The following is a 20,741-nucleotide window of genomic DNA, read 5'->3' as shown; positions in this document are numbered from 1 at the left end:
TGACAGAGCGATGGGCTCGCTCTATATTTGATCTCAATTGCTGCAACGCACAAATTTGATTCCAGTTAACGCCGCCAATACTCAATTGAGGTAAAGACCATGTACAACGATATTATGAAAGACATGAAAGATAAAATGCAGCCTATTGTTGATATCACCGAGATCAACAAAAAAGCGGCCGAAAAACTGTTCGCCCTGCAGTCTGCCTGCGTCACTGACCTGTTCAACAGCAGCATCGCTCAGATGAAAGCTCTGACTGCTGTCAAGGAACCCAAGTCTGCCGTAGAACTGCAGGTTCAGTTCTTCAAGACCCTGGAATCAAAACTGACCAACGTTGCAGAGCAGGAAATCGCTACTCTGACTGAAGCCAAGGATCAGCTGAGCGAAATCGTTGAGAAAAGCATCACTGAAATGTCTGAACTGCCAACAAATCAGTTCGGCGACTTCAGCAAGTTCACTGACATGAGCAAGTTCACCGATTTCAGCAAATTCGCTGACTTCAGCAAATTCACCGATCTGAGCAAGTTCGCTGACATGAGCGCTTTCATCGCTGCTCCAGTTGCCCCAGTCGCTGAAGAAGTTGAGAAAAAGGCGCCTGTCAAGGCCGCTCCGCGCAAAGCCGCTGCACCTGCTGCGACTACCGCTGCGTAAAGTTGTTCCCTGAGGATCCACGTCCTCAACCACTCAGGTCTGGCCCTGCCAGACCTTTTTAGGGCTACCCTCGGGTAGCCCTTTTTTTATACATGGACGTATTTATCCTGCGGGTACAGGGCAGCTTATTGCTCCTGCAGAAGCTGCATTCACTACATCCATGTAGCTTATGTACCAGAGTTGGGTTTATGTTCAGGATGAACGGTCCCTGACAATTGCTCCTGCATTTTCAGGACTTCCGCCATCCATGGCGGTGATGCCGTGGGCGCATGGATGCACACGACTACAGGGATGTAGGAGTTAGAGCGACGCAGGATGCCTAAGCCGAGGAACGGCCTGTAAAATGGACGTATTTATCCTGCGGGTACAGGACGTACCAGAGCTGGGTTTATGTTCAGGACTTCCGCCATCCATGGCGATCACCACCCTTGGTCCCGTAAGAAGCCTGCGAGCACTGTAGCTATTTTTCGCTCTAGCAGCCTGCACTCAAGACTCTCGCCTAGCAGCCTGCCGGACTTGGCCGATCGTAGCGAGGGAAAGTCCGATTTGAGGCAGTTTTTGAGCTCTTTTGAGACGAATAGTGGTTCTATTTAACGAAAAAGAGCGCAGAAAATGACCAAAGTCGGCTTTTCCGCAATAGATCAGTGGTAAGTCCGACAGGCTGCTATTCTCGAATGATCGCCTCTCCCCGCGCCAGAGCCGGCAAGTCACCTTCCAGCCCCATGGCCATGCGGATGACCTTGCGCTTGGCAGGCGCCAGCCGTTCCGCCAGCCCCAGACCCAGATTGCGCAGCAGTTTTAAAGGCAGATTACTGTTGCTGAAGACACGGTAAAACGAATCCATCAGCTGCATCATCATCAGATTGTGCTGCCGGCGTGCCTTCTCGTACCGCGCCAGCACCTGGGCCGCACCAAAGGGTTCCCCACTCGCCTGGGCCTGGACGATCACCTCGGCCAGAGCCGCTGCATCCAGCAGACCGATATTCACGCCCTGCCCGGCCAGCGGATGAATCATGTGCGCCGCATCCCCCACCAGGGCCACACCCTCGCCGACATAACGCTGGGCATGTTGACGCCGCAGCGGGAAAGATCCACGCGCAAACACCTTATCGATCTGCCCGAGACTTGCCGGAAAGTTAAGCTCAACCTGCTGCAAGAACGCCGCATCATCCAGCGCCATAAGGGCTTTAAGAGTATCAGGTTTGCCATACCAGACCAGTGAGGCATGATTACCCCCCAGTGGCAGAAAGGCCAGGGGCCCGGTTGGCGTAAACTGCTGCCAGGTAATGTCCTGCTGCTCATACCCGATTTGAACACTGGCAACCAGCGCGTGCTGGTCGTAGTCCCACTGCGTTACACCGATACCCGCGGCCTGGCGCACGCGGGACTGGCCGCCGTCCGCTGCCACCAGTAGGCGCCCTAGCACTTCGCGTCCATCGGCGAGTCGCACCAGGCTGCTGCCGGGCGCGTACTCGATATGTTCGGTTCGGGCCGGACAAATTAGGTCAATATTGGCAAAGCTGCGCACCCGTTCCAGCAAAGCCAGCTGCACCACGCGATTTTCAACGATATGCCCCAGCTCGCTGCAGCCAATTTCGTCGCTAGTAAATTCGGTGGCAGCACGCACTTCATCCGCCTCCCACACCTTCATGCGGCGGTACGGACACAGACGCCGACTGCTGATACCGTCCCAGACACCCAGGGTCTGCAATATGTTGCGGGATGCAGCGCTCAGGGCCGACACCCGCAGGTCGTAAGGCTGATCGGGCTCAAAGGGCACTGCAAAATCATGCTCGATCAAGCCGACCGACAAGGGGCTGTTTCCCAGCGCACAGGCGAGGGTCGCACCGACCATGCCGCCGCCGACGATCAGAATGTCATAGCGTGCTTTCATAACGGGCTCTTCGAATTCAATTCAGACGCGAGATACAACGAGGCGGGAAAAAAGACCGGGACAAAGCGCAGACACGCCACGACAGATCGTCGTGACGTGCCGCTTAGCAGCCTGTCGGACTTGGCCGATCGTAGCGAGGGAAAGTCCTACTTGAGGCAGTTTTTGAGCTCTTTTAAGGCAAATAGTGGTTCTATTTAACACTTGAAACGAAGTGGAAAGAACCGCTTTAGCGGGGTCGCAGACCGAGGAGCCTGCGACGAGTAAAAAAGAGCACGAAAAATGGCCAAATTCGGCTTTTCCGCAGTAGATCAGTGGCAAGTCCGACAGGCTGCTAGCCATTATATTTCGGTAACGCCGCCCATGTACGGGCGCAGCACCTCAGGCACCTCAATGCTGCCATCTGCGCGCTGGTAGTTTTCCAGCACTGCCAGCAGGGTGCGACCCACAGCCAGACCCGAACCGTTAAGCGTGTGCAGCAGCTCGGGCTTGCCGGTTTCCGGGTTGCGCCAGCGTGCTTTCATGCGCCGCGCCTGGAAATCCAGCATGTTGGAGCAGGAGGAGATTTCGCGGAACTTGTCCTGACCCGGCACCCAGACTTCGATATCGTAGGTTTTGGCCGCGCCAAAGCCCAGATCGCCGCCACAGAGCGTGATAACGCGGTACGGCAGGTTCAGCAGCTGCAGAATTTTCTCGGCGTGACCGGTCAATTCTTCCAGCGCCTCCCAGGACTTGGACGGCTCAACCAGCTGCAGCAGCTCGACCTTTTCGAACTGGTGCTGACGAATCAGACCACGGGTGTCCTTGCCGGAGGCGCCCGCTTCCGAACGGAAACAGGGGGTATGGCAGGTAAAGCGCAGTGGCATCTGCTCAGCCGGCACGATTTCGTCGCGCACCAGGTTGGTCACCGGCACTTCGGAGGTCGGGATCAGGTAGTAATCACGATCACCGAAGGGAACCTTGAACAGGTCCGCCTCGAACTTGGGCAGCTGACCGGTGCCGTACAGAGAATCCGCATTGACCATAAAGGGCACATAGACTTCGGTGTAGCCGTGCTCTTCGGTATGCGTATTCAGCATCAGCTGAATCAGTGCCCGGTGCATGCGGGCAATCTTGCCCTTCATAACGGCAAAGCGTGCACCTGTCAGCTTGGCGGCGGTTTCAAAATCCAGCTCGCCGTGCTGCTCACCCAGATCAATATGATCCTTGGGGGTGAAATCGAAGTTGCGCGGCTGGCCCCAGCGACGTACTTCAACATTGTCATCTTCGCTCAGGCCTTCAGGGACGCTCGCATCCGGCAGGTTGGGCACGCCCAGCAGCAAATCATCGAGTGCGGCCTGCAGATCAGCCAGGGTCAGCTTGGCGGCGTCCAGCTGTTCGCCCAGGGCCTTAACTTCAGCCTTGAGGGGCGCAACATCCTCCTTCGCAGCCATGGCCTTGCCGATCTGCTTGGAGCGGCTGTTACGTTCACTTTGCAGGTTTTCGGTGGTGACCTGCACTTCCTTGCGCTGCTGTTCCAGTTCGCTAAAGCGCTCGACGGGAAAGTCGAAGCCCTTTTTCTTTAACAGTTGAGCGACTTCTTCTGGATTGGAGCGGACGTATTTAGGGTCTAGCATGGGTTCTCAAAGCACCTTTTAAATCACAGCAGGCGGGTTAGCGTCATGCCGACATAAAGGGCGGCAAGGCACAGAATAACGCTCAATGATACATAGATTAAAGCGGACATGACATGCCCCTCCTGCAGCATCACCACTGATTCCAGCGCGAAGGTGGAGAAGGTAGTGAATGCGCCGAGGAAGCCGACCATCAGCAGGGGACGTAATTCAGGACTCAGGCGCGCCTTTTCGAGCACCAGCACGAAGAGCACGCCCATCAACAGCGAGCCCGCGACATTGCACAGCAGTGTGCCCAGGGGGAAACGGCCCTGGGCATTATTAAGCAGACCGCTGATCCAGTAACGCCCCAGCGCACCCAGGGCGCCCCCGGTGGCAATCGCTATCAAGTGCAGCATGACTCATCCTTTGCCATTGCGGCGTTCATTTCAGTTCAGACCGGCAAAAACGCTATCTCTGCAGATAAAACGCTCAAAGTGAGGTCACTTGGGCGCATAACGACGCCGTGCGCTTTGGGCATCGAGATTGGCCAGGTGATCCAGCTTGTCGGCAATTTTCTGCTCCAGACCACGCCGGCTCGGCTCGTAGTAGCGCCGATCGGCAATCGACTCCGGCAAGTAGACCTCACCCGCTGCGTAAGCCCCTTCTTCATCGTGGGCGTAGCGGTACTCATCGCCATAACCCAGATCCTTCATCAGTTTGGTCGGCGCATTGCGCAGGTGTACCGGCACCTCAAGGCTGGCATCGGCGGCCACGTCGGCGCGACACTGATTGAAAGCCCGGTAGACCGCATTGCTCTTGGGCGCACTGGCGCAGTAAATCGCCGCCTGGGCAATGGCACGCTCGCCTTCAGAAGGACCCACCCGTTCAAAGGCATCCCAGGCGGACAGTGCGACCTGCATGGCTCTGGGATCAGCATTACCGATGTCTTCAGAGGCAATGGCCACCAGACGGCGCGCCACATAGAGGGGATCACAGCCGCCATCAAGCATGCGGCAATACCAGTAGAGCGCACCGTCCGGCGACGAGCCGCGTACCGACTTGTGAAACGCCGAGATCATGTCGTAGAAGAGGTCACCCTGCTTGTCGAAGCGACGCCCGCTGGCACCGAGTACCTCCGTCATGACCGACTCATCAATGCGTTCAACGTCGCCATCGGGCTGGGCCAGATCGGTGGCAATCTCCAGCAAATTCAGCGCCCGCCGTGCATCGCCATCGGCCGCCACCGCAATCTGCTGCAGCACGCCATCGGCGACATCGAGGCGGCGTTTCCCCAGACCGCGCTCGCTATCCTTGAGCGCATGGTGCAACAGACCCATCAGATCCGCCGCCTCCAGGCTACGCAACAGATAGACGCGGGCGCGGGACAACAGTGCGTTATTAAGTTCGAACGACGGATTTTCGGTGGTCGCGCCAACAAAAATAAAGGTGCCGTCTTCTATATAGGGCAGAAAGGCATCCTGCTGCGACTTGTTAAAGCGGTGCACCTCGTCCACAAAGAGGATGCTTTTGCGTCCCGACTGGGCCTTGTAGGCACGCGCTTCCTCGATCGCTGCCCGGATATCCTTGACCCCGGAGAGCACCGCCGAGAGCGTCAGGAAATGGGCATCAATCTGCCTGGCCATAAGCCGCGCAAGGGTTGTTTTGCCGACACCGGGCGGCCCCCAGAGGATCATCGAATGGGCAACGCCCTGCTCCAGCGCCAGACGCAGCGGCTTGCCGGGGGCCAGCAGATGCTGCTGGCCGGCGTATTCATCAAGATTGCGGGGACGGATACGGGCCGCCAGTGGCTCGTATCCCGGCGTGTTATCGGCAAACAAATCGTCCATCAGGCACCCGGATCGAGTATCAGATCTGCGCCATCGGGCACATCAAAGCTGAACAGGTCGGCACCCAGTGTCGGGTTCTGCTGCTGGTTATGAAACTGGATGGTGGTGCGCTGACCGAGGGAGTCTTCCAGCATCAGTTGACCAATCTGTTCTTCGACAAACAACAGCCGGATACGGGTAAAGGTGCTCTGCTCGTTGCGCGGCAGCAGTTCAAACAGCGCCTCGCTGCCGGATTCAGTTACCAGCGTGATGGTGAAGTCCTCCCCCAGGCGATCGATCTGGCCGTTCAGAATTAGCGCCGGCGCACTGTTGCCACTGGCATCAAAGGGCTTGCGCGTAACCTGCATCAAATCGGGGTCGTAGATCCACAGGTAGGTGCCGTCGTTGACGATCACCTGTGGGAAGGGTTCTTCGCTGGTCCAGCGGAACAGATTGGGCTTGCGCAGCACCAGAGTGCCGTTGGTCGCTTCGGTGCGCTGACCATTATCCGTCACCGAAAACTGCTCGAACTCGGAACTGAAAGTATCGTAGCCCTGCAGCATCTGCTGCAACTTGGTATCCGCTTCAAGCGCCCAAAGCGGCGCCGAAAATAACGACAAAAAACCTGCAAAACCAACAGCAACTAATTGTTTCATAATCAATCTCTCGGTGGTGGTGGCGCGAGCACTTCGCGCTGACCATTGCTGCCTGCCGACGTTACGACGCCGGCAGCTTCCATGGTTTCAATCATTCGGGCGGCGCGGTTGTAACCAATCTTAAGCTTGCGCTGGACGCTCGAAATCGATGCCTTGCGACTTTCAAGCACAAAGGCAACGGCTTCGTCATAAAGCGCATCCTGCTCATCATCAAACAGGCCGGCAGAAGGTGCGCCGCCTTCAGACGGATCGTTCAGAATGTCGTCGATATAGGCGGGCGCGCCGTAGAGTTTCCAGGCCTCCACGACACGGTGTACTTCATCATCACTCACAAAGGCACCGTGCACGCGGTTAGGTACGCTGACACCGGCCGGCAGGTACAGCATGTCACCGTTGCCCAGCAGGTTTTCCGCACCCGACTGATCCAGAATGGTGCGCGAATCTATCTTGGAGGACACCTGAAAGGCGATACGCGTCGGCACGTTGGCCTTGATCAGGCCGGTTATAACATCCACCGATGGGCGCTGTGTCGCCAGGATCAGGTGAATACCCGCCGCACGTGCCTTCTGGGCGATACGGGCAATCAGCTCTTCGACCTTCTTGCCGACGATCATCATCATGTCGGCAAACTCGTCGATCACCACCACTATGTAAGGCAGGGTTTCGAGCGCCGGCGCCGGGGTATCAAACGGCAGACCTTCCTGTTCCGGGTTCCACAGCGGATCCTTGATCGGCTGCCCCTGGTCCTGCGCCTTGAGCAACTTCTCGTTAAAGCCCGCCAGATTACGCACCCCCATCTTGGCCATCAGCTTGTAGCGCCGTTCCATTTCGGCCACACACCAGCGCAGACCGCCAGCGGCTTCCTTCATGTCGGTAATAACCGGCGTCAGCAGGTGCGGAATACCTTCATAGATCGACAACTCCAGCATCTTGGGGTCGACCATCATCAGGCGCACTTCATCGGGCGTGGCCTTGAACAGCAGGCTGAGCAGCATGGCATTGACGCCCACTGACTTGCCCGACCCCGTGGTACCGGCCACCAGCAGGTGGGGCATCTTGGCCAAGTTCACTACCACCGGGTTACCGGCGATGTCGTTACCCAACCCCAGCGTCAGCTTCGACGAAGCCTCGCGATAGGGTTTGGAGTTCAGTACTTCACTCAGGCGCACCGTCTGGCGGGATTCATTGGGTATCTCGATACCCACCACCGATTTGCCGGGGATGACCTCAACCACGCGCACGCTAAGTACCGCCATGGAGCGGGCCAGATCCTTCGCCAGATTGGTAATCTTGCTGGCCTTAACGCCCGGAGCCGGTTGCAGCTCGAAGCGCGTGATAACCGGGCCTGGATTCACTTCCACCACTTCGGCAACTACACCGAAATCCTTGAGTTTGTGTTCCAGCAGGCGTGACATCATTTCGAGCTGATCGTCGCTATACCCCTGTTCCTGATGCAATTCAGGCGGGTCCAGCAGATCCAGCGAGGGCACCTGCTGTCGCGCGGGCCGCAAACCCGTGGAGCGCTGATCATGATCAAGCCCCAGGTCGCTGTCCTGCATCGGCTTGTGAGCCTCAGCCAGCGGCACTATGCGCACCCCCTTGCGCACCGCCTCATCCATCCCCTGCCCTGCCGTATCAACTGGCGGCGCCATACGGCCTGCTGCGGTATCCAGCACTTGGGATACGGCAACAGGCCCCGGTGCGACAGCACTGGCAGCGGTAGAGTTCGGCATAGCCGGCTCAACAGCGAAAGGTGCATCAGCATAATCGCTGTAATCCTGACGTGCGTTGTCGTGCAGATCTTGCGGGGCTGTTCTGGCAGCAGAGCTTTCTTCAAACGAAAAGCTCGGCTCTACACGCTCAGGCCGAGGCGCGGGGCGGCCAGTTGCAGTCTCGCTGCTACGCCCCTGTGCCTGGGGTGGCGATAAAGATGCATCTTCATCGGCAAATTCAGGTGTCAGGAACAGCGGCGCCTGCTCTTCAGTCAGGCCGCTGAATGCAGAGCCCGGTACTGCTGTGCTCTTATTCGCAGGAGTCTGCGCGATTGCGCCCTGTGAAGGCTCAGCGCCAGAGGGCTCAGTGCGCACGCGCGCACTGGACACGCTGCTGCTATAGCCAGGTGCAACGGTGGGCTTAGCAGCGACAGTAGTGTCCGTATTAGCACCGCCTCGAGGACTACGGCGCGCGCTCAAGCGCCCCAGGGACGCTATCCTCGCGGGTATGCTCAGCAATCCGCGCCCTATCCAGTCCAGTGCCTGGCCAACCGACACTTCGACATAGCAGGTCAGCCCCACCAGCATCAGGGTCCAGAGTACGACAGACCCGCCCAGCACACTGAACCAGGATACGATCCAGTCAGACAACGCCTGACCGATCAGGCCGCCGGCGGTAAAAGGATACTCAAGTACGGTATTGGAAAGATGCAGAGATGCCAGCGCACAGAGCCCGGCCACGAACAGCAGGCCACCGCTGGCGCGCAGAATCAGGTACGGCATGCCATCAAGCAGGCTAACCTTGCGACGCAGCAAAAAGCGCAGGGACGGATAGGCAAGCAATACAGGCACCAACCAGGCACCAATTCCAAAGAAGGAAAACAACCAGTCAGCGACCCAGGCACCGGCGGTACCGGCGAGGTTCCTCACCTCGGGCTGATAGCCCAGATGGGACCAGCCCGGATCCCGGCCGTCATATCCCAGCACCGCGATCATCAGATAAAGGCAGACACCCAGCACCAACATCAGCGCCGATTCTTTGGCTATACGCACCAGCAGTTCCGTAAACGACAGCGATGCTTTCAAATTCTGTTCACTCAAACAACAAGCCCTTAATTTAGCCCGATTTTTCAGGCCAACAACATACCACAATTGGCGGTTTGGGTTGACTCGCTATTGATGCAAAGACATGAATAAGCGATAGTTACCCGCGACGCGGCGCTTGTGGTTACTGAATCAGCACACCGCAGACAAAACGCGATAGCTGCACCCCATTGCAACGACTATACAGGGCAATTCTGACAGCCGGCTGAACAGAGCCAGAGTACTCATATTGCCAGACAGCAGCGTATCTGCCAGGGATTGAATTCAGTATCCTCTGCCCTCATCTTGAAAGCCTGCCACTTTGCACAGTGGGCTTTCACAATGAAAGCAGACAGGAGCCCGCCCGAACAGCACCGATCTGTGACCAACACTATGAGCGCGCTGCAGCTAATTTGCAGCTACCGGCTATTTACAGTCACAGAACATGCACGCCCGGCTTGCGGCACCATCCATCAAGTACCGAATCAGACTTTTTATTTTACATCTCATCTAACATCGACACGGATCTAACATGAGCGAAGTCAAACACCACCGTCTTATTATTCTTGGTTCCGGCCCCGCCGGTTACACGGCCGCCGTTTACGCTGCCAGGGCAAACCTTAACCCGGTAATCATTACCGGCATGCAGGCTGGCGGCCAGCTGACCACCACCACCGATGTCGACAACTGGCCTGGCGATGCCGAAGGCGTGCAGGGCCCCGAGCTGATGCAGCGCATGCAGGCTCACGCCGAGCGCTTCAACACTGAAATTCTGTTCGACCATATCAATGAAACAGACCTGCGCAGCCGCCCGTTCCGCCTCAAGGGCGACATGGGTATCTACACCTGCGACGCCCTGATCATCGCCACAGGCGCATCGGCACAGTACCTGGGCCTGGAATCCGAAGAAGCCTTTATGGGCAAAGGCGTTTCCGCCTGCGCCACCTGCGATGGCTTCTTCTACCGCAACCAGAAAGTCGCCGTTATCGGCGGTGGCAACACCGCCGTTGAAGAGGCGCTGTATCTGTCGAACATCGCCGCCGAGGTCACCCTGGTGCACCGTCGTGACAGTCTGCGCTCCGAGAAGATCCTGCAGGACAAGCTGTTCGAGCGCGCCAAGAACGGCAACATCAAGATTGTCTGGAACCACACTCTGGACGAAGTTCTGGGTGATGCCACCGGCGTCACCGGCATGCGTATTCGCAGCACCGACGACGAAAGCACCCAGGATATCGAGCTGGCCGGCGTCTTTATCGCCATCGGCCACAAGCCCAACACCGATATTTTTGAAGGCCAGCTGGACATGCATGACGGCTACCTGAAAATTCGCTCAGGGCTCGAAGGCAACGCCACCGCCACCAGCGTTCCCGGTGTTTTCGCCGCCGGTGATGTTAGCGACCACGTCTACCGCCAGGCCGTGACATCGGCGGGCTTTGGCTGCATGGCGGCACTGGATGCCGAGCGTTACCTCGACGATCTGGAAAAGTAAGCCACGCTCCTGACACAATGGCCATAGCAATACCCGGGCAGGCCCTGCGGCCTGCCCACTGACTGACACTCGGGGAACCCTCGATGATTTCCTGGCTTTCTCGCACCACCCACGAATTCCCCCCCAACTCCCGGGCACTCAAAGACCCTAACGGCCTGCTCGCAGCCGGTGGTGACCTTAGCCCTGAGCGCATACTCAACGCCTACCGCAATGGTATCTTCCCCTGGTACAACCCCGGAGAGCCTATTCTGTGGTGGAGCCCGGATCCGCGCTGCGTTATCTACAGCGACCGCTTGCATATCTCCCGCAGCCTGCGCAAACGCCTCAGACGCTCCGACTATCAGGTAACCTTTGATCAGGCCTTCGGCGCCGTCATGGATGGCTGCGCAGCCCCCAGAGCTGGCAGTAGTGGCACCTGGATCAGCCCGGAAATGCACGCGGCCTACCGCCAATTGCACCACAAGGGGCATGCACACTCAGTGGAAGTCTGGCAGGATGGTGAATTGACGGGAGGGCTTTACGGTATTGCTTCAGGGCGCATGTTTTTTGGCGAATCCATGTTCAGCCGCCGCACTGATGCCTCTAAAATTGCTTTCGCCTGGCTGGTCGAACAACTTAAAATCTGGGGCTATCCTTTAATTGATTGTCAGGTTCACAACCCGCATCTCGTCACTCTGGGAGCCGAAGAGATCACACGGGAAACCTTTCTTCGTGAACTGGATCGAATTGTCGACACTCCCTGCAGTCCGAGCTGGAAATTCGATATCGATGCCAGCGTATTTGGAGGCTAAGACTCCGTGACTACCCTGCGACAGCTGCACTTCTACTCCACGCCGGAACACGAGTGCAGCTATATTCCCGGACGCATGGCCCGCACCCTTTTTGTGGACCCCCAGGCCCTCATCAGTACGGACGCCTATAGCCAGCTGTCTGAACTCGGATTTCGCCGCAGCGGCAAGCATATTTACCGCCCCCACTGCGAAGGCTGCCAGGCCTGTGTCTCAGTCCGCATCCCGGTGGTCAACTGCCGCCCGAGCAAAAGCCAGAAGCGCGTACTGAATCGCAACCGGGACCTGTCCTGTAATCGCGTGGCACCGGTCATGACCGATGAGCATTACGCCCTCTACGCGCGCTATATCAATTCGCGTCACGCCGACGGCGACATGTATCCGCCGTCGATTGAACAGTTTCGGGCATTCCTGGTGGAGGGCCACGACAGCAGCTTTTTCTTCGAAGTACGCCTGAATGATCAACTGCTCGCCGTTGCGGTGACCGATCAGCTCACTCTGGGACTTTCAGCCATATACACCTTCTTCGACCCCGATCTACCCAAGCGCAGCCTGGGCACCTACTGCATCCTGACGCAGATAGAACAGACGCGCCAACTGGGCCTGCCCTACCTGTATCTGGGCTACTGGGTGAAGCAATGCCATAAAATGAGCTACAAGATTAGCTTCCGCCCGCTGCAATTACTGCTCGACGGACACTGGAGTGCATTGCGTTAATCAACTCAGCACGCGAATCTCTTTGATATAACACCGCTTTTAAGGCAGAATACTGCGCTTCACTGGGAAGCGCTGATAATATTCGTATTAAATCAGCGTGGAAGACTGGGTTAGCAACAGCCTTAACAAGGTAGGTACTGAATGGCCAAAGAAGATAGCATTGAAATGGAAGGCACCGTCATCGATACGCTGCCGAACACCATGTTTCGCGTAGAACTCGAGAACGGTCACGTTGTAACAGCACACATTTCCGGCAAAATGCGCAAGAACTACATCCGCATTCTGACCGGCGATAAAGTCAAAGTAGAACTGACGCCTTACGACCTGAGCAAAGGTCGCATCGTCTACCGCGCCCGCTGATTGCACGCCTTACCCAGCTCTCTTCCGCTTTATCAGCTTCAGTGGCAGCATCTTCGCTGTCACTGTGCTGAGCGACTCCTCTCCGAAGAACTCCTGCGTTAAATTCCTCGCCCCCTGACGACTACCAGATACTGCCATGCACACGCTTCAGCCGTGCCCCATAGGTTGTGTCGTTTTTCGAAAGCACTAATGCGCCCATGCAACAAAGCGTAAAAAGCGACGCATTCAGGCTTCGCAATACAGTACGACGGGGCGCCACAGGCAAAATAACGCAGTCAAGCGCAAGAGCACTCTGAATGGAGCGCTTTAGAGAGCAGTCGGGACAGAATACGGATGGAAGAAAAGCACAAAAGCAGCGACTGACCAGAATAGCCAGCCGCTGCAGTCAAATCAGATCAGTGACAGCCTTCTGGCTGCTCTGATACTACATGCAACGCCAGACCACCATCGTCACCGACACTGATCTCCACGGTACCCCCCTCCTCAGCCAGTTCGCCGAACAGAATCATCTCTGCCAGCGGTTTTTTCAGCTGTTCCTGAATCAGGCGCTTCATTGGCCGGGCACCCATAGTGTCATCGTAGCCCTTCTCCGCCAGCCAGGTGCAGGCAGAATCATCCACATGCAGCACGACCTTTTTCTCATCCAGCTGCGCCTGCAACTCGGTGAGGAACTTGTCGACCACGCCACGGATAATATCCGGCGACAGTGACTTGAACTGGATGATGCCATCCAGGCGGTTACGGAATTCCGGCGAGAACATGCGAATGATCGCCGCCATGCCATCGCTGGCATGATTCTGATGTGTGAAGCCAATGGACGGCCGACTCATCGCCTCGGCACCGGCATTGGTGGTCATCACCATAATCACGTTGCGGAAGTCCGCCTTGCGGCCGTTATTGTCGGTCAGAGTACCGTTATCCATCACCTGCAACAGCAGGTTGAACACCTCAGGGTGCGCCTTCTCGATTTCATCGAGCAAGAGCACGCAGTGCGGTGACTTGGTTACAGCTTCTGTCAACAATCCGCCCTGATCGTAGCCGACGTAACCTGGAGGTGCACCGATCAGACGCGATACAGTATGACGCTCCATGTACTCGGACATATCAAAGCGCACCAGCTCAATACCGAGAATCCGCGCCAGCTGCGAGGTTACCTCGGTCTTGCCGACGCCCGTGGGGCCCGCAAACAGGAAACAACCCACCGGCTTGTTGGCCTCTTTTAGGCCAGCGCGCGACAGCTTGATCGCAGACGACAGCGTATCGATCGCCTGCTCCTGACCCAGCACCACCATTTTCAGATTGGAGTCGAGTTTTTTGAGCAGATCCTTGTCAGATGCGGACACGCTTTTCGGCGGGATACGCGCGATCTTGGCCACCACGATTTCCACTTCAGGCACGTCTATCAGCAACTTGCGGGTTTCCTCCGGCATCAGGCGCTGATAGGCCCCGGCTTCGTCGATAACATCAATGGCCTTGTCAGGCATATGTTTATCGTTGATGTAGCGATCCGCCAGCTCAGAGGCTGCACGCAAGGCCGCATCGGTGTATTTGAGCTGATGGTGCTGCTCGAAGCGATTCTTCAGTCCTTTCAGAATCTGGTAGGTATCAAGTACGCTGGGCTCAAGCACGTCGATCTTCTGGAAGCGACGCGCCAGGGCACGATCTTTCTCGAAAATGCCGCGGAATTCCTGATAGGTCGTCGAGCCAATACAGCGTATTTCGCCCGAGCTGAGCATGGGCTTGAGCAGATTGGAGGCATCCATGGAGCCCCCGGAGGCAGCGCCTGCACCAATGATGGTGTGAATTTCGTCGATAAAGAGTATCGAGTGTTCCTGGCTGCGAATCTCGCCCAGCAGCGTTTTGAGACGCTTCTCGAAGTCACCGCGATACTTGGTACCTGCCAGCAGCGCACCCAAATCCAGCGAGTACACCACGCTTTCGGCAATCACCGAGGGCACCTGCCCCTCGACAATGAGCTTGGCCAGACCTTCCGCAATGGCGGTCTTGCCGACCCCGGCCTCACCGACCAGCAGCGGATTATTCTTGCGCCTGCGCGAAAGAATCTGAATGACGCGTTCAACTTCCGCATCCCGGCCCACCAGCGGGTCTATACGCCCCTGCTGCGCCAGAACATTGAGATTGACGGCATACTTGGACAACGCACTCTTGTCCTTGTCATCACCCGCCTCGGAATCAACCGAGACCTCATGATCAGGGGTTTCATGATCCGAAACCCGGGAAATGCCGTGGGAGATGTAATTGACCGCATCAATGCGTTCTACGCCCTGCTGCTGCAGAACGAAAACAGCCTGACTCTCCTGCTCACTGAAGATCGCCACCAGCACATTGGCACCGGTCACTTCGTGGCGCCCGGACGACTGCACATGAAACACCGCACGCTGCAGTACACGCTGAAAACCAAGCGTGGGCTGGGTTTCCATGTTGGGAATATTCTCCGGCAACAGCGGTGTTGTCTCGTCTATAAAGATGGTCAGCGACTGCCGCAATTTTGCGATATCAGCGCCACAGGCGTTCAGTACCCCCTGGGCTTCGCGGTTATCTAGCAACGCGAGCAACAAATGCTCGACCGTCATGAACTCATGCCGCTTGTCCCGGGCTACCCGGAAGGCTGCGCTGAGGGTCTCTTCCAACTCTCTGTTAAGCATGGCGGACTCCTGATCAGACGCTTTCGACTTCACACATCAAGGGATGTTTATTTTCCCTTGAATATTGATTCACTTGCGCGGCTTTAGTTTCAGCCACATCGCGTGTGTAGATACCACAAACGCCTTTACCCTGAGTATGGACGGCCAACATGATCTGTGTCGCCTTTTCCTGATCCAGCGCGAAAAAAATCATCAACACCTCGATCACAAAATCCATGGGCGTGTAATCATCGTTCATAAGAACCACCCGGTACATCGGCGGGCGCTTCAACTTTGGCTTGGCCTCTTCAGTGGCCAGCCCGGAATTATGATCGCCATGCTGCTCATCATGCCCATCATTGTCATTATCAGACGAAAGCCTGACGGATACGAAACTGCTCATGCCTGAATGTTAGCCTTTACTTTGGTCAGTAGATGAAATTGGGGACTGACAATTAGCGTCCCGGATAGCCGGTGCTATACTGCCGTGACGCAGGAGGGATCCAGTATCAGCAGTACCTGCCTCAATGTAAAGAAGTCACCCACGGGTCGCTTCACCATTGTAGCAAGTCAGCGTCTGGGAGTTGAGGCTTGTTTCCTGCAGACAAGCGCTCAGGGCAGTCAATTAGGGGAATTCGCGCATGCAGACAGGGAAAGTAAAGTGGTTTAACAACGCGAAAGGGTATGGATTTATTCTTTCGGATGACCACAACGAGGACTTGTTCGCCCATTACTCGGCGATCCAGTCAGACGGCTATCGCAGCCTCAAGGCAGGACAACTGGTCGAGTTCGAAACCCAGCCAGGCCCCAAGGGCACCCATGCTGTCAATATCAAGCCCATAGGCACGAACTGACCCACACCCATACTGCCACTGACTGATTGAACTGAACCCGCGACGCAGCCAGACCTGCCCGCGGGTTTTGGTGTTTCAGCCTCAAATTCAGCTACAGACAGCTAAAAACCAGTCCGGCGACTGGTTTTTAGCAGGTGTTTTTACCACTTACCTAATGCTGACCTAACAGCCTGCATCACCGCCTCACTGCATTCTAGCAATGATGGCATCGCCAAATTCGGAGCTTTTCAGCAAGGTGGCACCCTCCATTTGACGTTCAAAGTCATAGGTAACCGTCTTGGCAGCAATGGCGCCATCGACACCCTTGAGGATAAGATCCGCGGCCTCAAGCCAGCCCATGTGGCGCAACATCATTTCAGCCGACAGTATCAGGGAGCCCGGATTAACCTGATCCTTGCCGGCATACTTGGGCGCCGTGCCGTGGGTGGCTTCAAAAATCGCCACTTCGTCGGACAGGTTGGCCCCAGGCGCGATACCGATCCCCCCCACCTCCGCGGCCAGCGCATCGGAAATATAGTCACCGTTGAGATTCAGCGTGGCCACCACATCGTATTCGGCCGGACGCAGCAATATCTGCTGCAGCATGGCGTCGGCAATAACATCCTTCACTACGATTTGCTTACCAGATTTTGGACTCTTGAAACTCATCCAGGGGCCGCCGTCGAGCAAAGTAGCACCGAACTCCTCCTGAGCCAGCTCGTAACCCCAATCCTTGAAGGCGCCCTCGGTGAACTTCATGATATTGCCCTTGTGGACCAGAGTCACAGAGGCACGATCGTTATCTACCGCGTACTGCAGCGCCTGACGTATCAGCCGCCGTGTGCCCTGGCGGGACACCGGCTTGATGCCGATACCGCAATTCTCGTCAAAACGGATCTTGGTAACGCCCATTTCCTCTTTGAGAAAGCGAATGACCTTGTCGGCTTCCGGCGAACCCGCCTTCCATTCCACGCCGGCGTAGATGTCTTCGGAGTTTTCACGGTAGATCACCATGTCCACATCCTGCGGATTTTTCAAAGGACTGGGCACCCCTTCAAACCAGCGTACCGGGCGCTGACAGACATACAGATCCAGCTCCTGGCGCAGCGCCACATTCAGCGAGCGAATGCCGCCACCCACAGGCGTGGTCAGCGGGCCCTTGATGCCCACCACAAATTCCTTGAACGCGGCCAGGGTTTCTTCCGGCAGCCAGGTATCCTGATCGTAGATTTGCGTCGCTTTCTCGCCGGCATAGACCTCCATCCATGAAATTTTGCGCTGACCGCCGTACGCCTTGTCGACGGCAGCATCCACCACCTTTATCATCGGCGGGGTAACGTCAACACCGATACCGTCGCCTTCGATATAGGGGATGATGGGGTTGTTGGGGACATTCAGGGAAAAGTCGGCATTGAGCGTGATCTTTTCGCCTATGGTTGGCACCTGAATTTTCTGATATCCCATTCTCTACTCCAGTGAATACATTCGTAGTAGTATCGCCCGACTGAGTATACACAAAGGCAATTCTGCCGCTATCGCACTATAGCCCTTCAGGTCCCATGTCCCAGCTGATCCTGTTCAACAAGCCTTTCCAGGTACTAACCCAGTTCACCGATGATCAGGGTCGCAAGACGCTGGCCAACTTTATTCGCCAGAAAGACGTCTATGCCGCCGGACGGCTCGACTATGACTCCGAAGGCCTGTTGCTGCTGACGGACGACGGCGCCCTGCAGCATCAGCTGAGTCACCCGCGCCATAAAATGGAGAAGACCTATCTGGCCCAGGTCGAGGGTGAGGTCACTGAAGCGGCGCTGGCGGCCCTGCGCAAGGGCGTAGAGCTCAAGGACGGTTTCACAGCTCCAGCCAAGGCCGAGCGCGTTGAAGACCCCAAATTGTGGCAACGCCATCCGCCGATCCGCCAACGGGCAGAGATCGCCACCAGCTGGATAGAACTGCGCATTACCGAAGGGAAAAATCGCCAGGTCAGACGCATGACCGCGGCCGTCGGCTTTCCGACCCTGCGCCTGATACGCACCGCCATAGGCCGCTGGTCAGTGGAGGGCCTTAAGCCTGGAGAGTACCGCAGCATTGCAGCCCTGCCAGCCGTAAAGAGCAACAGCAATGCCACAGTTCGCGCGCCTGGCGGCGAACAAAAACGCCCCGGCAAGAAACCCGCGAATGGAAAAAGCAGAGGAAAAACAACCACCAGCCGAAAAACACCCAAGCGGCGCTAGACCAGCACCAGACGCTCAATGGAGCCCTTAGAGCCCCGGCGACCGCATGGGGCTCTTGCATCTAGATCTAGATCTAGATGCAAGAGCCCCTTTCCTCTAGCTTCTAGCCCCTTTCCTCTAGCTTCTAGCTTCTAGCCTCTCACCATTTCTCCGCCGCATCCAGGTCAGTGCCCTTTTGCTCAACCCAGCGCGCATCATCGCCCAACAGTTCCTTTTTCCAGAAAGGCGCATCGCGCTTAAGGTAATCCATGATGAACTGTGCCGCCTCGAACGCCGCCACCCGATGGCGTGAGGCAACACCAACATAGACGATATTATCGTTACCCAGCAGCTCACCAACGCGGTGAATCACGCAGACCTGCCCCAGCGGCCAGCGCGCTCTAGCCTGGGCGACAATTTTAGCCAGCGCCTTTTCCGTCATACCGGGGTAATGCTCCAGGAAAATGCCCCGCAGCCGTTCGGCGCCTTCAAGCTCGCGCACAATGCCGGTGAAGGTGACTATAGCGCCACAACTGGCATCCTCGGAACGCAGCTGCGCGTGCAGACCGGCAATATCAAAGTCCTCGGTTTGAATACTGATAAAATCACTCATGCATGACTCCTGTTGCGGGCGGGAAAAATCATAGCATTAATGCTATCTTGTGCACCCCTTGAATTGGCGGATATAAAACCGATGTGCTGGACGCCCCACGCAACCGTCGCCACCATCATCGAACGGGATGGTCGTTTCCTTATGGTTGAGGAAGACTCCGACGGCCGGCGAGTGTTTAATCAGCCCGCAGGCCACGTCGAGGAAGACGAAACCCTGGTGGAGGCCGCCGTGCGTGAAACCCTGGAAGAAACCGGTTGGCAGGTACGCCCCGATTCTCTGGTTGGGCTCTATACCTACAAGGCGCCGTCCAACGGAGTAACCTATTACCGCTTCTGTTTTGTCGCCACAACGCTTGTGTGCGAGCAAGACTACAAGCTGGACGATGATATCATTGCCGCCCACTGGTTCAGCCGCGACCAGCTGCATGAACGCCGCGATCAGCTGCGCAGCCCGCTGGTATTGCAATGCATTGACGACTATCTGGCGGGACGGCGTTATCCGCTTGAATTTGTGACAGAACATTCTGCCCTGAGATCCGATCCGACATCACCATGAGCGAACACACCCACACTAAAGTAATCGTCGGCATGTCCGGCGGCGTCGATTCCTCAGTTTCAGCCCTTTTGCTCATGCAACAGGGGTATCAGGTCGAGGGCCTGTTCATGAAGAACTGGGACGAAGACGACGGCACCGAATACTGTACTGCGCTGGCGGACCTCGCCGACGCCCAAGCCGTCTGCGACCGCTTGGGGATAAAGCTGCATCAGGCCAACTTTGCCGCCGAGTACTGGGATAACGTATTCGAGCACTTCCTGGATGAATACCGCGCGGGTCGCACGCCCAATCCCGACATTCTGTGCAATCGGGAAATCAAGTTCCGCGCCTTTCTCGATTACGCCCGTGAGCTGGGGGCCGACCTTATTGCCACCGGCCACTATGTGCGCCGCCAGGATCAGGACGGCCACACCCGCCTGCAGAAGGGACTGGACAACAACAAGGATCAGAGCTATTTCCTGCACCAGGTCGGCGAAGCTGAACTGGCCAAGACCCTGTTCCCGGTGGGCGAGCTCGAAAAGCCCGAAGTACGCCGCATCGCCGAAGAACACGATCTGGCGACCCATGCCAAGAAAGACAGCACGGGTATCTGCTTTATCGGCGAACGGCGCTTTGCGGATTTTCTCAAGCAGTACCTGCCCGCCCAGCCCGGCGATATCGAAACCCCGGACGGCGAGGTCATAGGCCAGCACAGCGGCCTGATGTACTACACCCTGGGCCAGCGTCAGGGCCTGCGTATCGGCGGTTTGAAAAACCATCCGGAAGAACCCTGGTTTGCCGCCTTTAAGGACCTGGATCGCAACGTGCTTGTCGCCGTCCAGGGCAAACAGAACGATCTGCTGTTCAGCGACTGGCTCACGGCCAGCGACATTTTCTGGATCAACGGCCAGTGCCCGCCCCTGCCCCATCGTTGCAAGGCCAAGGTGCGCTATCGCCAGGCCGACCAGGACTGTTTGATCGACGCAGACACGGATGGCGGCTACAGGGTGCGTTTTGATCAGCCCCAGCGCGCCGTCACACCCGGCCAGTCCGTAGTGTTCTACGACGCAGAGACCTGCCTGGGTGGCGGGGTAATTGAAACCACGGGTAAAACCGGTTCGGAGTAAGCGCTTAA

The 20,741-nt window shown here is 56.9% G+C and carries 18 protein-coding genes and 2 pseudogenes; 9 read left to right on the top strand and 11 right to left on the bottom strand.

What is annotated here, in order from left to right:
• Positions 1 to 99 precede the first annotated feature (99 nt).
• Entirely contained in the window at positions 100 to 651 is a 552-nt protein-coding gene (locus MPRO_RS16280; protein WP_067295098.1) for a phasin family protein, read from the top strand.
• Positions 652 to 1,315: 664 nt separating this feature from the next.
• On the opposite strand, the gene MPRO_RS16275 is transcribed toward MPRO_RS16280, so the two are convergent.
• From MPRO_RS16275 to MPRO_RS26660, 7 genes and pseudogenes are all read right to left on the bottom strand, one after another.
• On the bottom strand, positions 1,316 to 2,545 hold the full coding sequence (locus tag MPRO_RS16275) for a UbiH/UbiF/VisC/COQ6 family ubiquinone biosynthesis hydroxylase (protein ID WP_067295095.1): 1,230 nt from the start codon (positions 2,543 to 2,545) through the stop codon (positions 1,316 to 1,318).
• Positions 2,546 to 2,883: 338 nt separating this feature from the next.
• Complete coding sequence (gene serS / locus MPRO_RS16270; RefSeq protein ID WP_067295091.1) at positions 2,884 to 4,158, bottom strand: serine--tRNA ligase; 1,275 nt, start codon at positions 4,156 to 4,158, stop codon at positions 2,884 to 2,886.
• A 23-nt stretch (positions 4,159 to 4,181) separates the two neighbouring features.
• Complete coding sequence (gene crcB, locus MPRO_RS16265; RefSeq protein WP_067295088.1) at positions 4,182 to 4,553, bottom strand: fluoride efflux transporter CrcB; 372 nt, start codon at positions 4,551 to 4,553, stop codon at positions 4,182 to 4,184.
• An 84-nt stretch (positions 4,554 to 4,637) separates the two neighbouring features.
• Positions 4,638 to 5,984, bottom strand: a complete 1,347-nt coding sequence (locus MPRO_RS16260; protein WP_067295085.1) for a replication-associated recombination protein A — start codon at positions 5,982 to 5,984, stop codon at positions 4,638 to 4,640.
• Positions 5,984 to 6,619: an outer membrane lipoprotein periplasmic chaperone LolA gene (gene lolA, locus MPRO_RS16255; RefSeq protein ID WP_082708874.1), complete on the bottom strand. Its 636-nt coding sequence runs from the start codon at positions 6,617 to 6,619 to the stop codon at positions 5,984 to 5,986. Before lolA ends, MPRO_RS16260 begins: the two co-directional genes overlap by 1 nt.
• Positions 6,620 to 6,621: 2 nt before the next feature.
• Positions 6,622 to 8,109, bottom strand: a pseudogene (locus MPRO_RS26665) (DNA translocase FtsK); the annotation flags it as partial.
• Between the two features lie 807 nt (positions 8,110 to 8,916).
• Positions 8,917 to 9,327, bottom strand: a pseudogene (locus tag MPRO_RS26660) (DNA translocase FtsK 4TM domain-containing protein); the annotation flags it as partial.
• Positions 9,328 to 9,946: 619 nt separating this feature from the next.
• Between MPRO_RS26660 and trxB the strand changes: the two are divergent.
• The 4 genes from trxB to infA all read left to right on the top strand — a co-directional run bounded on the left by trxB (position 9,947) and on the right by infA (position 12,768).
• Positions 9,947 to 10,903, top strand: coding sequence for a thioredoxin-disulfide reductase (trxB, locus tag MPRO_RS16245; RefSeq protein WP_067295079.1), 957 nt, complete (start codon positions 9,947 to 9,949; stop codon positions 10,901 to 10,903).
• A gap of 83 nt (positions 10,904 to 10,986) precedes the next feature.
• Positions 10,987 to 11,694 carry a leucyl/phenylalanyl-tRNA--protein transferase gene (gene aat / locus MPRO_RS16240; RefSeq protein WP_067295077.1) on the top strand — a complete coding sequence of 236 codons (708 nt, stop codon included), beginning with the start codon at positions 10,987 to 10,989 and terminating at the stop codon, positions 11,692 to 11,694.
• A gap of 6 nt (positions 11,695 to 11,700) precedes the next feature.
• Positions 11,701 to 12,408, top strand: a complete 708-nt coding sequence (locus MPRO_RS16235; RefSeq protein ID WP_067295074.1) for an arginyltransferase — start codon at positions 11,701 to 11,703, stop codon at positions 12,406 to 12,408.
• A gap of 141 nt (positions 12,409 to 12,549) precedes the next feature.
• Positions 12,550 to 12,768: a translation initiation factor IF-1 gene (gene infA / locus MPRO_RS16230; protein WP_007019821.1), complete on the top strand. Its 219-nt coding sequence runs from the start codon at positions 12,550 to 12,552 to the stop codon at positions 12,766 to 12,768.
• A gap of 395 nt (positions 12,769 to 13,163) precedes the next feature.
• Here the strand turns inward: infA and clpA are convergent, their stop codons facing one another.
• Complete coding sequence (gene clpA / locus MPRO_RS16225) at positions 13,164 to 15,434, bottom strand: ATP-dependent Clp protease ATP-binding subunit ClpA (protein WP_067295071.1); 2,271 nt, start codon at positions 15,432 to 15,434, stop codon at positions 13,164 to 13,166.
• A gap of 13 nt (positions 15,435 to 15,447) precedes the next feature.
• Entirely contained in the window at positions 15,448 to 15,816 is a 369-nt protein-coding gene (gene clpS, locus MPRO_RS16220; RefSeq protein WP_067295068.1) for an ATP-dependent Clp protease adapter ClpS, read from the bottom strand.
• A 238-nt stretch (positions 15,817 to 16,054) separates the two neighbouring features.
• On the opposite strand from clpS, the gene cspD reads away from it, so the two are divergent.
• A complete protein-coding gene (gene cspD, locus MPRO_RS16215; protein ID WP_067295063.1) occupies positions 16,055 to 16,267 on the top strand; it encodes a cold shock domain-containing protein CspD in 213 nt (70 codons plus the stop codon).
• 183 nt (positions 16,268 to 16,450) lie between these two features.
• Here cspD and icd read toward each other — a convergent pair whose 3' ends face one another.
• The gene (gene icd / locus MPRO_RS16210) at positions 16,451 to 17,710 is read right to left on the bottom strand and encodes an NADP-dependent isocitrate dehydrogenase (RefSeq protein WP_067295060.1); all 1,260 of its coding nucleotides are present in this window, start codon (positions 17,708 to 17,710) and stop codon (positions 16,451 to 16,453) included.
• Positions 17,711 to 17,805: 95 nt separating this feature from the next.
• Here icd and MPRO_RS16205 point away from each other — a divergent pair, with 95 nt between their 5' ends.
• A complete protein-coding gene (locus MPRO_RS16205; RefSeq protein WP_067295057.1) occupies positions 17,806 to 18,480 on the top strand; it encodes a pseudouridine synthase in 675 nt (224 codons plus the stop codon).
• A gap of 139 nt (positions 18,481 to 18,619) precedes the next feature.
• Here MPRO_RS16205 and moaE read toward each other — a convergent pair whose 3' ends face one another.
• On the bottom strand, positions 18,620 to 19,072 hold the full coding sequence (gene moaE, locus MPRO_RS16200) for a molybdopterin synthase catalytic subunit MoaE (RefSeq protein WP_067295053.1): 453 nt from the start codon (positions 19,070 to 19,072) through the stop codon (positions 18,620 to 18,622).
• 81 nt (positions 19,073 to 19,153) lie between these two features.
• On the opposite strand from moaE, the gene MPRO_RS16195 reads away from it, so the two are divergent.
• Positions 19,154 to 19,627 carry an NUDIX hydrolase gene (locus MPRO_RS16195; RefSeq protein ID WP_067295049.1) on the top strand — a complete coding sequence of 158 codons (474 nt, stop codon included), beginning with the start codon at positions 19,154 to 19,156 and terminating at the stop codon, positions 19,625 to 19,627.
• Positions 19,624 to 20,733, top strand: a complete 1,110-nt coding sequence (mnmA, locus tag MPRO_RS16190; RefSeq protein ID WP_067295046.1) for a tRNA 2-thiouridine(34) synthase MnmA — start codon at positions 19,624 to 19,626, stop codon at positions 20,731 to 20,733. The genes MPRO_RS16195 and mnmA overlap by 4 nt, the downstream gene beginning before the upstream one ends.
• The last annotated feature ends 8 nt before the right edge of the window (positions 20,734 to 20,741 follow it).

The sequence above is a fragment of the Marinobacterium profundum genome, assembly GCF_001528745.1.
Lineage (GTDB): Bacteria > Pseudomonadota > Gammaproteobacteria > Pseudomonadales > Balneatricaceae > Marinobacterium_A > Marinobacterium_A profundum.
The sequence above is the reverse complement of the archived record's forward strand: the minus strand, read 5'-3'. Positions and strand labels throughout refer to the sequence as shown.

Coding starts and splice junctions, on each gene's coding strand:
- MPRO_RS16280 (WP_067295098.1), top strand. CDS start 100: ATGTACAACGATATTATGAAAGACATGAAAGATAAAATGCAGCCTATT.
- MPRO_RS16275 (WP_067295095.1), bottom strand. CDS start 2,545: ATGAAAGCACGCTATGACATTCTGATCGTCGGCGGCGGCATGGTCGGT.
- serS (WP_067295091.1), bottom strand. CDS start 4,158: ATGCTAGACCCTAAATACGTCCGCTCCAATCCAGAAGAAGTCGCTCAA.
- crcB (WP_067295088.1), bottom strand. CDS start 4,553: ATGCTGCACTTGATAGCGATTGCCACCGGGGGCGCCCTGGGTGCGCTG.
- MPRO_RS16260 (WP_067295085.1), bottom strand. CDS start 5,984: ATGGACGATTTGTTTGCCGATAACACGCCGGGATACGAGCCACTGGCG.
- lolA (WP_082708874.1), bottom strand. CDS start 6,619: ATGAAACAATTAGTTGCTGTTGGTTTTGCAGGTTTTTTGTCGTTATTT.
- trxB (WP_067295079.1), top strand. CDS start 9,947: ATGAGCGAAGTCAAACACCACCGTCTTATTATTCTTGGTTCCGGCCCC.
- aat (WP_067295077.1), top strand. CDS start 10,987: ATGATTTCCTGGCTTTCTCGCACCACCCACGAATTCCCCCCCAACTCC.
- infA (WP_007019821.1), top strand. CDS start 12,550: ATGGCCAAAGAAGATAGCATTGAAATGGAAGGCACCGTCATCGATACG.
- clpA (WP_067295071.1), bottom strand. CDS start 15,434: ATGCTTAACAGAGAGTTGGAAGAGACCCTCAGCGCAGCCTTCCGGGTA.
- clpS (WP_067295068.1), bottom strand. CDS start 15,816: ATGAGCAGTTTCGTATCCGTCAGGCTTTCGTCTGATAATGACAATGAT.
- cspD (WP_067295063.1), top strand. CDS start 16,055: ATGCAGACAGGGAAAGTAAAGTGGTTTAACAACGCGAAAGGGTATGGA.
- icd (WP_067295060.1), bottom strand. CDS start 17,710: ATGGGATATCAGAAAATTCAGGTGCCAACCATAGGCGAAAAGATCACG.
- MPRO_RS16205 (WP_067295057.1), top strand. CDS start 17,806: ATGTCCCAGCTGATCCTGTTCAACAAGCCTTTCCAGGTACTAACCCAG.
- moaE (WP_067295053.1), bottom strand. CDS start 19,072: ATGAGTGATTTTATCAGTATTCAAACCGAGGACTTTGATATTGCCGGT.
- MPRO_RS16195 (WP_067295049.1), top strand. CDS start 19,154: ATGTGCTGGACGCCCCACGCAACCGTCGCCACCATCATCGAACGGGAT.
- mnmA (WP_067295046.1), top strand. CDS start 19,624: ATGAGCGAACACACCCACACTAAAGTAATCGTCGGCATGTCCGGCGGC.